Origin of the sequence: Tistrella mobilis (assembly GCF_039634785.1) — a bacterium.
Taxonomy (GTDB): Bacteria; Pseudomonadota; Alphaproteobacteria; order Tistrellales; family Tistrellaceae; genus Tistrella; species Tistrella mobilis.
In genome coordinates, this window is the sequence record NZ_JBBIAB010000013.1 from 55,156 (window position 1) to 69,621 (window position 14,466).

Annotated in this window: 14 protein-coding genes; 6 read left to right on the top strand and 8 right to left on the bottom strand. The window is 67.9% G+C overall.

Features of this window, described 5'->3' with window-relative positions:
* Positions 1-173: 173 nt before the first annotated feature.
* A complete protein-coding gene (locus WI697_RS18220; RefSeq protein ID WP_345959441.1) occupies positions 174-1,352 on the bottom strand; it encodes an ATP-binding protein in 1,179 nt (392 codons plus the stop codon).
* Positions 1,349-2,041: a response regulator gene (locus WI697_RS18225; protein ID WP_345959442.1), complete on the bottom strand. Its 693-nt coding sequence runs from the start codon at positions 2,039-2,041 to the stop codon at positions 1,349-1,351. The genes WI697_RS18220 and WI697_RS18225 overlap by 4 nt, the downstream gene beginning before the upstream one ends.
* 192 nt (positions 2,042-2,233) lie before the next feature.
* On the opposite strand from WI697_RS18225, the gene WI697_RS18230 reads away from it, so the two are divergent.
* Complete coding sequence (locus WI697_RS18230; RefSeq protein WP_345959443.1) at positions 2,234-3,028, top strand: phosphatase PAP2 family protein; 795 nt, start codon at positions 2,234-2,236, stop codon at positions 3,026-3,028.
* Positions 3,029-3,110: 82 nt separating this feature from the next.
* A complete protein-coding gene (locus tag WI697_RS18235; protein ID WP_345959444.1) occupies positions 3,111-3,794 on the top strand; it encodes a YkgJ family cysteine cluster protein in 684 nt (227 codons plus the stop codon).
* A gap of 46 nt (positions 3,795-3,840) precedes the next feature.
* On the opposite strand, the gene WI697_RS18240 is transcribed toward WI697_RS18235, so the two are convergent.
* Positions 3,841-4,101, bottom strand: coding sequence for a hypothetical protein (locus WI697_RS18240; RefSeq protein WP_062762332.1), 261 nt, complete (start codon positions 4,099-4,101; stop codon positions 3,841-3,843).
* A 166-nt stretch (positions 4,102-4,267) separates the two neighbouring features.
* Here WI697_RS18240 and WI697_RS18245 point away from each other — a divergent pair, with 166 nt between their 5' ends.
* From WI697_RS18245 to WI697_RS18260, 4 genes are all read left to right on the top strand, one after another.
* Positions 4,268-5,392, top strand: coding sequence for an AraC-like ligand-binding domain-containing protein (locus tag WI697_RS18245; RefSeq protein WP_345959445.1), 1,125 nt, complete (start codon positions 4,268-4,270; stop codon positions 5,390-5,392).
* Between the two features lie 202 nt (positions 5,393-5,594).
* A complete protein-coding gene (locus WI697_RS18250) occupies positions 5,595-5,933 on the top strand; it encodes a hypothetical protein (RefSeq protein WP_345959446.1) in 339 nt (112 codons plus the stop codon).
* 136 nt (positions 5,934-6,069) lie between these two features.
* A complete protein-coding gene (locus WI697_RS18255) occupies positions 6,070-6,297 on the top strand; it encodes a hypothetical protein (RefSeq protein ID WP_345959447.1) in 228 nt (75 codons plus the stop codon).
* A 253-nt stretch (positions 6,298-6,550) separates the two neighbouring features.
* A complete protein-coding gene (locus tag WI697_RS18260) occupies positions 6,551-6,985 on the top strand; it encodes a DUF4276 family protein (RefSeq protein ID WP_345959448.1) in 435 nt (144 codons plus the stop codon).
* 714 nt (positions 6,986-7,699) lie between these two features.
* Here the strand turns inward: WI697_RS18260 and WI697_RS18265 are convergent.
* Genes WI697_RS18265 through WI697_RS18285 form a run of 5 tightly spaced genes read right to left on the bottom strand, consistent with a single transcriptional unit; the run spans position 7,700 to position 14,384 of the window.
* Entirely contained in the window at positions 7,700-8,299 is a 600-nt protein-coding gene (locus WI697_RS18265) for a hypothetical protein (protein ID WP_345959449.1), read from the bottom strand.
* Entirely contained in the window at positions 8,296-9,000 is a 705-nt protein-coding gene (locus WI697_RS18270; protein ID WP_345959450.1) for a hypothetical protein, read from the bottom strand. The genes WI697_RS18265 and WI697_RS18270 overlap by 4 nt, the downstream gene beginning before the upstream one ends.
* 60 nt (positions 9,001-9,060) lie before the next feature.
* Positions 9,061-10,164, bottom strand: coding sequence for a hypothetical protein (locus WI697_RS18275; protein ID WP_345959451.1), 1,104 nt, complete (start codon positions 10,162-10,164; stop codon positions 9,061-9,063).
* Between the two features lie 6 nt (positions 10,165-10,170).
* Positions 10,171-11,637 (bottom strand): hypothetical protein, encoded by a 1,467-nt coding sequence (locus WI697_RS18280; protein WP_345959452.1) that lies wholly within the window; start codon positions 11,635-11,637, stop codon positions 10,171-10,173.
* Entirely contained in the window at positions 11,634-14,384 is a 2,751-nt protein-coding gene (locus WI697_RS18285; RefSeq protein WP_345959453.1) for a type VI secretion system Vgr family protein, read from the bottom strand. Before WI697_RS18285 ends, WI697_RS18280 begins: the two co-directional genes overlap by 4 nt.
* Between the last annotated feature and the right edge of the window lie 82 nt (positions 14,385-14,466).

Consider the following 14,466-nt stretch of genomic DNA (forward strand, 5'->3'; position numbering starts at 1 on the left):
CCCCTTTTGGGCCTGCATGTCTTTTGTAATGGACTTATGTTCCCCGTAATGATCAGCTTATTTTATTGAGGACTGATGTCAACGCCAATTCGGCACGCGCGCCGATGCGGCGGGCATGTGGGGCAGAGGCTGTGCGGAAGAGAGGTACCGGTGCCGGTACCGGTGGCGGGGCGCTATGCCGGGCGGAGATGGATCGCGACCACGGCCCCGCCCTCGGGGCGGTTGGCCAGCGTCAGATCTCCGCCATGGGCAACCGCGATGGCCTGGACGACCGAAAGCCCCAGCCCCGTGCCGCCCGTGGCGCGCGACCGCGAGGCGTCGCCCCGCCAGAACGGGTTGATCGCGACCGCATCCATGTCCTCGGGGAAACCGGGGCCGCGGTCCAGCAGGCGGATGACCACGCCGCCATCAGGCAGCGGCGCGGTTTCGACGCGCAGCCAGCCGCCGCCGGCTGCATAGCGGCGGGCATTGTCGACCAGCGCCAGCACGGCCTGGCGAAGCCTGGACGGATCGGCGGAGACGGGGGCCGGCTGAAGATCGGTTTCGACCGTCAGACCCTCCGCCTCCAGCATCGGCTGCGCGGCCGACAGAACCGCCGCCACCACCCCGGCCGCATCCAGCCTCTGGCGCTGCATCACCAGCTGCTGGCCGATCGCCAGCGACAGGGTGCGCAGATCCTCGACGATCCGGCCCAGACCTTCCACCTGAAGCAGAAGATCCGCCAGCATCCTGCGGTCCATCGGGAAAACGCCGTCGAGTATGCCCTGCAACCCGCCCTGCAGAACCGTCAGCGGTGTGCGCAGTTCATGGGCGACCGCCATGTTGTTGAAGCGCAGCCGCGTCTCCATCCGCTCAAGGTTCGCAGCCAGCGTGTTGAAGGTGCGGACCAGGCTTTCCACCTCGCGCGTGCTGCCGGCCGAGGCGGCGACGCGGGCGGAAAAATCACCCGATCCCAGAACATCGGCCGCCGCGGTCAGGTCTTCCAGCGGCCGGGCGATCCGCCGCGCCAGATAGACCCCGATGATCGCCGAGACCACTGCCGACAGCAGGCTGTAGGCCAGGGTGGCGATCTGCACCTTCAGATCCGCCTCGGCCGATGCCGTCTCCAGATGATCGATGAGCGTCTTAAGCCCGGCCTCGTCGGGCAGCAGCCCCTCGTAGACGCGCGTATAGGCAAGCGCCGCCTCGGGCGGCAGGCTGCGATTGATGCTCTCTTCCAGATAGGCCGAATACCAGGTGACGCCGATATAGGCGAGGCCCACGCTCAGCATCAGCATGGTCGCGATGGCGATCGCGGTCAGGGTGGCGAGCGGCAGGGCGCGGGCTCTGCGCCAGCGCGTCGGCCGGCTCATTGCGGGTCCGCCAGACGATAGCCGACGCCGCGCACGGCCGGGAAAAAGCCGGTCTCGCCCATTTCTTCCAGCTTGCGGCGCAGATTGGAGACATGGGTGTCGACGGTGCGGACCAGCGCATCGCTTTCCGGCAGGCAGGCATCCAGAATGTCGGCGCGCGCAAAGACCTGGGTCGGGTGGCGGATCATATGCGCCAGGATCCGGAATTCGCTCAGCGTCAGCGACAGCAGCCGGCGCTCGCCGTCGCGGTTCACGAAGGCCGCATGGCTGCCGAAATCCACCTCGATCGCCCCGAAGCGGCGCAGCACGGTATCGGGCCGCTCCAGGGTCCGGCGCAGCACGGCCTTGACCCGCGCCACCACTTCCTGCGGGTTGAACGGCTTCACGACATAGTCGTCGGCCCCCAGATGCAGGCCGCTCAACCGGTCGATATCGTCGGCGAGCGCCGTCACCATGATCACCGGGGTCGCACTGGTCTGCCGCATCCGGGCCAGCACGGCGAAGCCGTCGATCTTCGGAATCCGCACGTCCAGCAGCACGATATCGGGCTTCAGAAGCGCGTGATGCTGAAGGGCGGTTTCGCCATCGGCGGCCTGAACGGTGCGGAAGCCCTCGCGCAGCAGATAGCCGTCCAGAATCCGCGCAATCGCCGGCTCGTCCTCGACCAGAAGGACAAGATTATTGTTCATATTGAATGCCTTGCCGCCGTTGACCGGGTCGTCGTCGCCAGCGGCGACGCCGGACCATACGGGCTTCGGCCGTCGCCGACAATGCCCGGGCGGGCGGGTGGCCCGATCCACACAGGATCTTCATCCGGTCTTCGCCATTTCTTGACAATCGCGCCTCACCCTTCAGTCGTCCCATCTCAAGGAGAGGCCGGCATGCACCCCGCCCCACAGGGCTATGCGCCCCCGATTTCCACCCCCCTGCCGGGACCCACCCCCCTGCCGGGACCCGGCCCCCTGCCCGCACCCGGCCGCCGGACCGGCATCGACCGGGCACCGTCGGTGATCGCCAGATCGATCATCATCGTCAGCTTCGCCTTCATGATCTTTCCTGCGATCGATCTTGCGGTCGCCCATCGGGTCGCCGACGGGTCGGTCTTCGTTCTGGCGCAGGATCCGTTTCTGAAGGGGCTGCGCGCCTTCGGCCAGGGCAGCCCGGCCTGGATTCTGGGGCCGCTGCTGCTGCTGATCCTGGCGCACCGGTTTCTGCCCCGGCGCTATGCGATCTGCCCGCCACACAAGCCGCTCTTCGTGCTGATGAGCTTTGCGGCAGGCCCGCTGCTGATCGTCCACACCCTGAAACCCCTGATCGGCCGCGCCCGGCCGCGCCAGCTGCTCGATTTCGGCGGGGCGGCGGATTTCACCCCGGTCTGGCAGTTCTCCGATGCCTGCGCGCGCAACTGCTCCTTCCCTTCGGGAGAGGCCGCCGGGGCGGCGGCGGCGCTGTCGCTTCTGGTCTTCGTGCCCGCGCGGCTGCGATGGGTCGCGGCCCTGATCCTCGCCCCCGTGCTGATGATGATCGCGGGCAACCGCGTGCTGTTCGGCGCCCATTTCCTGTCGGATGTGGTGCTGGCCTGGCTGTTCACCATGCTGGCCATGGCCTGGATCTGGCGATGGATGCAGCCGCGCGCGGCGCGCATCGACCGCGTCCTCTCAAGCGCCCGGCCATAGGCTGCACCTCCGTCAATCCGCTGGACGGCCGGCACGGCCGGTGTGACCATCTTCGTCACGCGCCCAGCCAGAGATCCCGCCCATGCCCGATCCCCAGCCAGACCCGCTCACCCCCGTTCTCGACGACATCGCCGATCTGGGGGCGCTGACCCGCAGCCTGTCGGGGCGGTACGAGGCGATCTTCCGGGGCTTCCGCGCGGCACTCGCCCGGCGGCTCGATCAGGCGGAAACGATGGCCGACGCGGCGCTTCAGGCGATGGCCATGGCAGAGGCGACCGTGGCCGCCTTCCGGGCGGCCTTTCCCAACCAGCCGGCGCTCGCCTGCACGGGGGGCTGTGCCGCCTGCTGTCATCTGTTCGTGGCGGTGCCGCCGGGGGTGGCCGAGGCGATGGCCGCCCATATCGCCGCCACCCATCCGCCCGCGGCGCAGGACCGGCTGATCGCCGATCTGCGCGCGGCGGCGGCCGCCGCGGCTTCCATGGCCGATCCGGCGCGGCTCAGGCGGCGCTGCCCGCTTCTGGGCGCGGATGATCGCTGCACCGTCTATGACGTGCGGCCGCCGGCCTGCCGGGCCTTCACCTCGACATCGGCGGCGCGCTGCCGCCAGCTGCTCGATGATCCCTCGCGCGACGTGCCCCAGAATGCCGGGCAGTATCGCCTGTTCATCGAGGCGACGGCCGCGCTGCAGGAAACCGCCCGCCGGCGCGGCCTGGCGGACGGGCAGCGGGGGCTTGCCGCCGCCCTGCTCGATGCCCTGGGCGACTAGCGTCTCAGGTGCTCTGGGCGACTAGCGTCTCAGGGCAGCCAGATTGTCAGGCCGCCGGCTGGGGCGGGGCTTCGGCGCGGCTGCGACGACCGGCCAGGACCTCGTCGAAGGCATCGGCGATGCGCGCCACCGCGGTCAGCAGCGGCACATCCCGCAGATCATGGCCTTCGGCCAGGGCGGCGGCGTTCAGCCCCGATCTGCGGGCGCGGGCGACCAGCCGTTCGGCCAGGGCGTAATCGGCGGCGATCCTGCGGGCCAGCGCTTCCAGAACCGGGAAGGCGGTTTCAGACTGTGCGACGTTCGACATGACGACGATCCTTGGAACGGCACGTCCGGGACATCTGATGGGGGGAGACGACGGGCGTGCCAGGGCGTTATCATAGCCCGGGCGCCCCCGGCAAACCCGGCCCGGCGTCTCAGATACCCGGCCCCGCGTCTCGATCCGCGGCGGCCGTTATGAAAGACCACCGACCGTGCCCAACCCTTCCGTTCCCCGCCCGGACCAGCCCGCATCCGCCCCCGCACCGGCGGCCGGCGTGGTCCGGCTGTTCGATGCCGATGCCGGGGCCCATGATGCTGCCTTCGAAGGCTGGCGCCTGGCGCTGGACGGCCTGTTCGACGTCTCGCGCCCGCGCGATGACGCCGAGCCGTTTCGGGGCGGCATCGTCGCGCATGATTTCGGCCAGGCGGTCGTCACCGACACCCATGCCGGCGGCCAGCGCTTCCGGCGCGACGGCCGCACCATCGCCCGCGGCGGCCTGGATCATTTCCTGGTGCAGCTCTACCGCCAGGGCGGCTTCGACGGAGAGGCCGAGGGCCGCGACATGGCGGTCCGCCCGGGCGATGTCTGCCTGTTCGACCTGTCGCGGACCATGCAGACCGATGCCGGGCGGTTCCGGAACGTCACCCTGCTGCTGCCCCGCACCCTGCTGGCGCCGCTGGTCGACACGCCCGACGATCTGCACGGGCTGGTGCTGGACGGCAGTTCCGGACCCGGCCGCATTCTGGCCGCCCATCTGCAAAGCCTGGTGGCCCAGGGCGCGCTGATCGATCCGGCCGATGCCGGCCCGGTGCTGGAAGGCACGGCCGGGCTGATCGCCGGCTGTTTCCGCCGCGCCATGGCGCTGGCCGGCCCCACCGACGGCGAGGCCGCCCAGGTGGTGCGCCACGGGGTGCGCGATGCCGTGCTGGGGGCCATGCACCGTTTCATCGATGCCAACCTGACCTCGCCGGAGCTGACGCCCGAGGCGCTGATGCAGCGTTTCCACATCTCGCGCCCCACCCTCTACCGGCTGTTCGAAAGCTCGGGCGGGGTGGTCGCCCATATCCGCGCCCGGCGGCTCCGGCGCTGTTTCGCGGCGATCACCGATCCGGCCCAGGCACATCGCCGGCTGTCGGACATCGCCTATGACTGGGGCTTCACCGACGACACCGCCTTCGCCCGCGCCTTCCGCCGCAGTTTCGGCCTGTCGCCGCGCGATGCCCGCCGCGCGGCGCTGGAAGCCCGTGCCGCCGGCCACCACGACGGCACCACCCGGGCGCTCCCCGGCGGCGACCCCGGCCTGCAACGGCTGATCCGGCAGCTGCGGACCGTCTGAGGCCCCCTGCTGCACCCTCCCCCCCTGCCACCCGTGCAGCCCGGCCCTGCACATTCCGCCATCTGCAATCACTCGCCTGATCGCGCGGGATAGGGCACACTCTCAGCCTTGAGAGGATGCCGGTTCGGGAGGACCGGCCGCGACGCGCGGCCAACGCGCGCGCAGAAACGGCAGAACCTGGGCAGTCGCGAGGCGGGGTCGGATGACGAGGTATAAGAGCGGCGGCGCTGCCGATGCAGCGCTGATGGGATCGCTGGTGCGCCTGTGGCTGGAAGCGGGCACGGTGATGATGATGCGCACCGGCATGAGCCTGTTCCAGACCGGCCCGGCCGGAGAGGAAGTCCGGATGATCGCCGAAAAGCCGGCCGCCTTCCTCCAGGCCCAGGTCGCCGCCACCGCCGCCGCCGGCGCCGCCATCACCCGCGACCCGATGGACCCGATGGGCGCCATGGTCGCCGCCGGCCGCGCCTGGACCGGCGTGATCTCCCGCAAAACCAGCGCAAATCGGCGCCGGCTGAACCGGCATATTTCGGCGAAGTGAGGGGTGGGGGTGGCCGCCGAGGCTTTGCCGGCAGCCATCAGATCGGCGGAAGCCCGGCAGGCAGGCAGGCCGGTCAAGAGGTCTTCCGGACATCCTGTTCTTCGACGAACCGGAGCCTGGTCTGCACCCGCATGCCATGACGCTGGTGTCTGAAATGCTCAAGCGTCTAGCCAGGACGCGGCAGGTGTTTATCGCAACCCGGTCGCCCTACATGGTGGACTGCTTCGACCTCGACAATATCGTGGTCGCCGAAGCCAGCGACGGGGCGACGACGCTGCGCAACCTCCCCCGGGCGCAGTACCAGCAATGGCTGGATGACGCCTGGCTCTGTCAGATATCTGGCTCCTGTCGGATATCTGGCTGAAAATGCCCGTCGGGGTACCCGGATGATCAGGGTGGCCGGATGAATCGCGTCTGCATCGTCTGCGAGGGTGCGACCGAGGTGGAGTTCGTCAAGGGGTGTCTGGCGCCACATCTGATGGATCATGGTGTGAGCGCCTATCCCTCCATCCTGCGCGCGCCATCGGGCGGGCATCGCGGTGGCCGCATGTCGGTCGAACGGCTGGCGCGCTTCCTGTCCCATCAGTATCGGGAGACGCGCCGGCTAGACGACCCTGGTGGATTACTACGGGTTCCAGGATGCCGGCGGCTGCACGCGTGCAGATCTGGAACAGGACATTCTGGCGCATGTTACAAAGCATGCGTCCGGCATCGATACCCGGTTCATCCACCCCTATGTTCAGATGCATGAATTCGAAGGGTTGCTGTTCTCGGATGTCGAACAGTTTCAGTATGTTCTGGACGGCTGGGATGCCGGGGTCCGGCAGAGGCTGATCGCCATACGCGCGCAGTTCTCGACACCTGAAGACATCAACAACAGCCGCGCAACCGCGCCTTCTAAACGGATCCTGGCCGCCTTTCCGGACGGAAGCGACAACAAGACCGAACACGGCCCGGTGATCGCCGAAGCCATCGGCCTCGCCACGATCCGGCGGCACTGCCCCCAATTCGACGCCTGGGTCGCCATGCTTGAAGCCTGGGGCAACGGCTGAGCGGCCGGGCACCGCCCGTACGGGATCCTGACGCGGCGACGAAGCCGGATCCCCGCCTTGCGCCGGGATGACGGTGGGCAGGATGTGCCGGGACCGGCAGCGCCAGCGCCGGACATCAACGGCGCGCCGCGTGGATGGCCAGAGGGCTGAATCGACCGCCAACCCGGGGGGACCGGGTTGCGCGGTTTCCATGACCAGAGCAAATGGTCATGCCTTCAAACGTTGGACAACGCGGACGAAAGCCTGACCAGGTTTCCATGACCGGAGCAAATGGTCATGCCTTCAAACGTAATTTCAGCACAATCGGCTGGCTGGCAGAAGTTTCCATGACCGGAGCAAATGGTCATGCCTTCAAACTGCTGGAAGGTGCACAAAATAATCGACCAAGCACAAAAAGTTTCCATGACCGGAGCAAATGGTCATGCCTTCAAACTCCCCCTCTTCCAAGCCCTTGTCAAGGGCCCTCCGAAAAGCGTGGCTTCCGTCGGGTTCAGGCCATTTGCATAACCGGTTATGCATCCCGGACAACCATGTCTTTTTTCTCAATATAATCAATATTATAATAATTCCACTGGGTTATCCGTAGCCGGCTGCGGCTCACACACCCCTCTACTGCCATCCCCGCCCGTCGTCTCCGCCTGCGCGGGGAAGAGGGGGTGAGGGGGCAGGCATCGCCCTACCGCCCGGGACCACCCCATCGCCGCCACCCGGCCCTCACAAGGTCGCCACCTCCCACCCGATCCCATGCTCCGCCGCCACCCGCCGGAAGCGGTCATGCAGCCGGTCGAAGCTGGCGGTGTCGCGGGCGACCAGCAGGAAGCCTTCGCCATCGGTCAGCGGCAGCACCACCGCCTCGATCGGGGCACTGAGCGCGGGCGCCGGTTGTGCGATCTCGGGCCGGCCGGGCGGGCGCCAGGCCAGAAGTTCGGTCTCGAAAAGCAGATCGGCCGTCGCCGTCAGGGTGTCGTGATCCGGCGTCGGGGCCTCTGCCGGCACCAGGATCAAAACCTGCTGCTGCATGCCCCAGCGCGCATTGTCCAGCGCCCCGTCGATCACCGCCGCCGCCGGGCCGGTGGCAAAGATCAGCCGCCGGGTCAGCCGATAGCGGATCCGGGCGCCGAGCGTCGCGCAATAGGCCGGGTCGATCCAGAATACCACCCGCCCCTCTCCGGTCACCGCCTCGGCCAGCCAGGCCGCCAGCTCCGGCGTCGGCTGGGCATCCACCGGCGGCGGTTCGGTGGAGAAGGCGACCCGCACGCTCCGGCCATCGGGCCGGACCGGATCGGCGATCAGGCGGTTGCCGGGCGTGGTCACGGCTGCGCTCCGCCGGCCGCCGCAGGCAAGCTGGTCTCGGGCAATGGCGTGAAGAAGGTATCCGCCGCCCAGTCATAAACCTCGCCCGAAACCGCCTCGCCAAGCGCATAGCCGCCGATGCCACCGACGATGCAGCCACCCAGCGCACCCACGCCCGTGCCCAGCCCCGGTTCCACGAAGGTGCCGGCGGCAGCGCCCAGCTGGCCGACACCCCGGCAGCCCAGCCAGGCGCCGGTCCAGCCGGAGACGACCTGCACCGTGCGCCGGATCGGCCGGTCGGCGACGACGATCGACCAGGCATCGATCGCGACACCGGCAATCAGAAACACCCGCCCGGCATAACGATAGGCCCGCGCGCCCTGATAAAGCGCGGCCCCGCCGCGCCCGGCCGGCGCATGGTCGCTGATCCGGAAATTGTCATGGGTGCCGCGCTGGTTCCAGTGATAGTCGATGGTGCCGCTGCGCGGATTGGGGCCGTAATCCAGCCGCAGCACCCGCTTGCCGGTCACATCCTGGAAGAACAGGGTCGAGGTCGAGCGGCCCCGAAACCGCGGATCGCGCGTGTCCAGCGCCACCGCCAGCCCGTTGGTCCCGGGTATCGGAATCCGCACCACCGACCCCGCCCCCACACCCACCGGGATCATCCCCGACATCAGGTCTTCGTCGCTGGTCACCTCTTCGCTCAGGGTCGGATCTGCCATGATCTGTGGTCCGTGATGGTGGTGGCGGGCGTGATGGTGATGGCGGTTGGGGGCGGGCCGTCACCCCCCGCCAAAACTCCCCCGCACGATCTCGAACACCCGCCGGTTGGCGGCGTCGATCAGATAGGGGTCGGGGTCGGGGCGCGTGCCGGCCAGGGCGAAGACCACCCAGCCGCGCGGTTCGCGGACGATGGTCATCTCCACCCGCACCGGCACGCCGGCCGGGTTGACCGCGGTGGTGCTGCCGGTCTGCACCTCGGCCGTCGCACCCGGCGCGCTTGCCCGGTCCAGGGTCGGGGTGTCGAAGGTCAGGTCCTGCCGGGTGCGCAGCGTTTCGGCCACTTCCGCCGCCAGCGCCGCATGATCCGTCGCCGCCGCAGGCGCCAGCGTGCCGACATAGATCAGCCCCACCGGCCGGCCGCCGGCATCGGTGGCGGTGAACTGCCGCCCGGCCGCGCGGGGCAGGCGATCGTCCGCCGCCATCTTCCAGGCGGCCGGCACCAGCAGCCAGGCGGGGATCGGCCCGTCCCAGGCGGCCTCGCGCATCGGCTCGGCATAGGGGCCGCCGATCAGCCCTTCCAGCCGGAAGCCTTCGGTGGCGACGAACAGCGTCTCTTCCGCCGCCGCAAAGCCCTCGCGTGAGACCGAGGCATCCACCAGAAACATCAGATCGCCGGATTTATAGCTGCGCAGCCGGTGCACCCGCCCCTCGCGCGCGGCCAGAACGTCGCCCTGCGCACCGGCTGCCCCCGGCAGGCGGCGGGCATCCAGCACCTGCCAGTCATTGGCCGTCAGCCATTCCACCATCCAGTCGGCCGGCGCCAGTTCGCGCCGCATGCGCTGCACCGCCACCTCCAGCCGCACATCACCATCGGGCGCCGACCACGCGGCCAGCACCGCCAGCCCGTCGGTCTCTTCCGCCCGGGGCGGCAGGGCATGGGTGGTCCAGCCATGGGGGATCAGCACCGAGAAATTCGTCCCCGGCCGCCGGGCATCGCCATAGGGCACCCGGCTGTAGCCGGCGGCGATCTCAGGCCGCGGGGTGACGGGTTCGGTCATCAGCCCGGCGGCTTTGGCCCTGCTGCCACCCGCCGGGACGGCCAGCAGCAAAGCGATGCCGAAGATGATGGTCGGACGATGCCGGGCGGCGCGGTCAGACGACATCAGGACCTACCGGAGCGAGAGGCTGCGGCGTGCGATGTCATAGGCACGCGCATTGATGCCGTCGATCAGAAACGGATCCGGATCAGGGCGATTCCCCACCAGCAACAGACTGATCCAGCCACCAAGAGCCTGCCCGCCTGTCACGGTGACGGCCACCCGGACCGGCTCGCCCGCCGCATTGCGTCCTGCCGTGACGAGCTGCCGCGCCGGTCGGCCGTCGATTTCCGCAGCCTGAGCAAGCTCTGCGCCCTCGGGAATCGTAACTTTCTGATCCCGCTCGATCATGGCCAGGAGATCTGCGGCAACCGCCTTATCAGAAGCATAGCGATCGCGTGGAGCTGACATGACGTGGATCAGTCCGACGACACGATCGGGGGTCGCAGGATTGGCGAAGAACAAGGATGTCGTATCCGCCCCCGCATCGGTATCCCGTCGCATGGACCAGATTTCGGGCATTATCAGATGGAAGGCGACAGGCCCCGATACCTCCACCTCGCGCATCGGCTCTGCAAACGCATCGGGTGGAACCTCGCCCGCGTCGAAACTTTCGACAGCCACCAGCATGGCTTCCTCCTGGTCGGCAAGACGATGTCGTGCCGTCGATGCGGCGACCATGAATAGCAGCCCGGCCTTGCGATAGGTGCGCAGGCGGACGACGTCGGCGCCCTTCGCCTCGCGGATCGCAAGCACGTCGATGCCGATGTCCGGTCCGGATGCGCGCGATCGCTGGTCCAGGATGCGATAGCCGTTTGCGCGGCCCCAGACCAGAAACCAGTCAAGGGAATGAACCTCCCTCAGGAGACGCTGCGCGTAAACATCGACCCGGGCCGCGCCATCCGGCGCTGACCACGCAGCAACGCGGGCCAGCCCGCCTCCCGGGGCAGGGAGAGGGGTCTCTACCGGCTCAGTCGACCAACCATGCGGAACCACGATGCTGAAATCCAGATCAGGTGCCCGATCGGCCGAGAAGCTCACACGCGACATGCGCCGTTCGAGCACCTCCACGGGAGTCTTGGGTTCGGTCAGGAGACGCATTTCATTCATGTTCCCGATTGCGATGGCTTGGGACGCGCGACTGTCGACGGGCAGGAGGGCTGCAATAACGAGGCCTATGATCCAGATGGCGAAGCACTGGATCGCGAAGGCATTGCCGAGCAGATTATCCGCAGCCAGCCGCCGGATCTGACCTTTTGAGAACAGAAACAGATAGATGCGAAGGCCGCGGGGAATCCGGTCTGGCGTCATCCGGGTCTGACGGCTCTCGAACGTCGTCTTGGCCAGGATGGCGGTCGCAGCGGAGAAGGCGACGAACAATCCGAGAAAAAAGACGCCCGTAAAGAGGTAGGCCATGATCGTCAAGCCGTCGAGAAGATAACCCGCTGCACCGGAGGCCACCATGACCACCATGGCAAGGACAGCAAGACGACCAAGGCCACGACGGTTCGGCAGAAGTCTTGCAAGGGCTTCCATCATTTTTGCCCCGCCGGGCCGATGCTGCCATTCAGGCGGTAGCCCAGGCCGAACACCGTGCCAAGTTTGGCATAAGAGCCGACATGCAACCGCCCATCTACGTTATCATAGTAGCCAAAGCCACCTCCCGATAGTGCAGCCGAACCCGCAGATGCAGAGCCGGTCGCATTGATCTGTGCGGTCCAGTCATCCGGTACGCCCGGCAGCCAGCCGAGGGGTATCGACAGGCCCCCTTCGACCACACCTTCCGCAGCCACAGCACTCGCCGTACCGCCCAAGGCAAAACCCGTTCGCCGGCCATCATGCCCCAGAAGAACGTCGCCCTTGGCTTTGGCCTGCATTTGCCGGAATTCGCCGGCCGCCTTTCCTCCAAAGGAGGACATGTCCCCAAGCGTCGCCTCGCCACGCATGGTGGCCATGGTCGCCGACGCTTCCCCATATGCACCTGCCCCAAAAGGCGTAATACCCGCATGGCCTTTGCCTTCGGCCGCCATGACGTCAAGGCTGCCGCCAATGCTCCCGTATTCCCCTTCCAGTTTGCCGTCCAGGAAGGCCCCGCCCCCCTTGAACTCCGCCTCCACCCGGCCGTCATCGGCGGTGACCGATCCCTCGCCGCCCATCACCCGGGCGGTGCCGCCATCGCCGTCGCGCGTGCCGGCCCAGGCCTCGCCTTCGGCTTTCCAGGCCTCGCGGTCGCCCTCGGTTCCGGGTGTGGCCGGCTGGTTCTGGACATAATCGCCATAGGCCGGCCCGCAATTCAGCATCACCAGCGGGCCGTTGCTGCCGACGCCGTCGGCGGAAATCGTCACCGAGGATGTGCCGCCGGCATCTTCATCCAGCAGCACCTTGCCCTTGCGCACCACCCCGTCTTTGTTGACGAAGATGAAATTGTCGGTGTTGCGGACCTGAAGCAGCTTGTTGGTCGATGAAAAGCTGATGCCTTCGGCCGACAGGTCGAAGAAATGGCCGTTGGTATGTTCGAACCGCACCCGCTCGCCATCCAGGATGATCCGGCTCATCACATGCTGGATCAGCACATTGGCGCGGGTCTTCACCACCTCGCTGTTGCCGACCGCACTGCCCCAGAGCGTGTTGGTGTCCTCGGTCGAGACATTGGCGGTGTTGATCATGCGGTTGCGGCCGGCCATGCGGGCATGGTCGCGCTCGGCCCGGAACAGCAGTTCCTCCGCCCCCGCCAGATCTTCGAAGCTCAGCTCGTTGAAGCCGCCGCCGCCGGGGCTGGTGGTGGATTTGAACGAGGTCCGGGTCTTGGTCGCAGGCAAAGTCAGGGGTGGCATGGTCTCGGCATTGGGCACGGTGCCCACCACCAGCGGCCGGTCGGGGTCGCCCTCGATGAAGGCGACCATCACCTCCATGCCGATGCGCGGGATGGTCTGCACCCCCATGCCCCGCCCGCCCCAGGGCTGCATCACCCGGATCCAGCAGGATGATCGGTCGTCGCCGGTGGCATAGCGATCCCAGGGAAAGCGGACCTTGATCCGGCCATAGCGGTCGGTGTGGATCTCCTCGCCCTTGGGGCCGACCACGGTTGCGGTCTGGACGCCGTCGATGGTGGGGCGCGGCGTGGTCTCGGGCGTCACATAGCGGGTCGCCGCCGGAATGGCGCGGAATTCCGCCGCATAGCGCGGCGCATCTCCGGCGGTGCCGACTTCATACCCCTCGGCGCTGGCGCGGTGCGACACCGCCGTCACCACATGGGGGCCGCCGTTCTCGATCTCCGACGGGTGGCCGGTCAGGGTGAACATGTCGCCCGGCGCCAGGCAGCGATTGGTCGCCAGCGCCTCGACATGGTCGACATCGCTTTCGATCGCCGCCATCCAGCGCGCGGCCCCGCGCCTGCCGCTTTCCGGCGTCAGATGCCGGCCATGCCAGTCATAGATCTCGTAGGGCCCGTTGGTCGTCAGCCCGGCGACCGATCCGGCCCGGCCGGCAAGATCCACCTCCGGCGCCTCATAATCATAATCCGACCGGGCGACCGCGCCGGTCACGAAGCGGAAATGCCGGTCCCAGCGGATCACCCCGTTCAGGTCGATATCGGTGGGGGCGAAGCGCAGCACCTCGTCCGGCGCCGGCTGATAGGCGTGCACGCCATCGGCCACCACCAGCAGATGGGCGTCTTCGCGATGGCGGAAGGTCCAGAACAGCCCGTCCTCTTCCATCAGCCGGGCGACGAAGTCGAAATCGGTCTCGCGATACTGGACGCAATAATCGCGCTTGGGCGGGGTGTTGATCACGCCGCCGAAATCGAAATCCTGAAAGCCGTTCTCGGTAAAGATCCGGCGCATGATCTCCAGGCTGGTCATGTCCTGGAAGATCCGGCAGTCCGATGTCTGGGTCAGCAGCCAGGTCCAGGGCCTGACCACCAGCGTATAGGCGCGCCGTCCGCGGGCGACCGCCTCGTCGGCGGAAAGCTCGGTCACGATGCCGCACCAATGGCGCCGGTCGCCGCCGGCCGATCCCGCCGGCAGTTCCAGCGAGAACCCCACCGGCCGGCCGATCAGCTCGTCGGGCGCCACATCCTCGCGCGTTGCCCGCACCCGCAGCTCGAAGCGGAACAGGGTGGACAGCGCCTCGAACCCCTCCAGCTTTTCCAGCAGGAAGACGTCGCGGCCAAGGCTCGTGTCCAGCACCAGCAGCCGGCCGTCCTGGATCGGCGCCGAGGATATAGGCGCCCCTCCCAGGCTTCCGAGACCACCTTCCATCATTCCGGCTCCCTCATCGGTCTCCATCTCCGGCTTCGGCTGGCCGAGCCTATCATCGCCATCCGCGGGTCTGAACCGGCGGCGCGCGCCGCCCCGGCTTTCACACGAT

Excerpts from the sequence above, each read along its gene's own strand:
- WI697_RS18220 (WP_345959441.1), bottom strand. The coding sequence starts at position 1,352 with ATGAGCCGGCCGACGCGCTGGCGCAGAGCCCGCGCCCTGCCGCTCGCC.
- WI697_RS18225 (WP_345959442.1), bottom strand. The coding sequence starts at position 2,041 with ATGAACAATAATCTTGTCCTTCTGGTCGAGGACGAGCCGGCGATTGCG.
- WI697_RS18230 (WP_345959443.1), top strand. The coding sequence starts at position 2,234 with ATGCACCCCGCCCCACAGGGCTATGCGCCCCCGATTTCCACCCCCCTG.
- WI697_RS18235 (WP_345959444.1), top strand. The coding sequence starts at position 3,111 with ATGCCCGATCCCCAGCCAGACCCGCTCACCCCCGTTCTCGACGACATC.
- WI697_RS18240 (WP_062762332.1), bottom strand. The coding sequence starts at position 4,101 with ATGTCGAACGTCGCACAGTCTGAAACCGCCTTCCCGGTTCTGGAAGCG.
- WI697_RS18250 (WP_345959446.1), top strand. The coding sequence starts at position 5,595 with ATGACGAGGTATAAGAGCGGCGGCGCTGCCGATGCAGCGCTGATGGGA.
- WI697_RS18255 (WP_345959447.1), top strand. The coding sequence starts at position 6,070 with ATGACGCTGGTGTCTGAAATGCTCAAGCGTCTAGCCAGGACGCGGCAG.
- WI697_RS18270 (WP_345959450.1), bottom strand. The coding sequence starts at position 9,000 with ATGGCAGATCCGACCCTGAGCGAAGAGGTGACCAGCGACGAAGACCTG.
- WI697_RS18275 (WP_345959451.1), bottom strand. The coding sequence starts at position 10,164 with ATGTCGTCTGACCGCGCCGCCCGGCATCGTCCGACCATCATCTTCGGC.
- WI697_RS18280 (WP_345959452.1), bottom strand. The coding sequence starts at position 11,637 with ATGATGGAAGCCCTTGCAAGACTTCTGCCGAACCGTCGTGGCCTTGGT.
- WI697_RS18285 (WP_345959453.1), bottom strand. The coding sequence starts at position 14,384 with ATGGAGACCGATGAGGGAGCCGGAATGATGGAAGGTGGTCTCGGAAGC.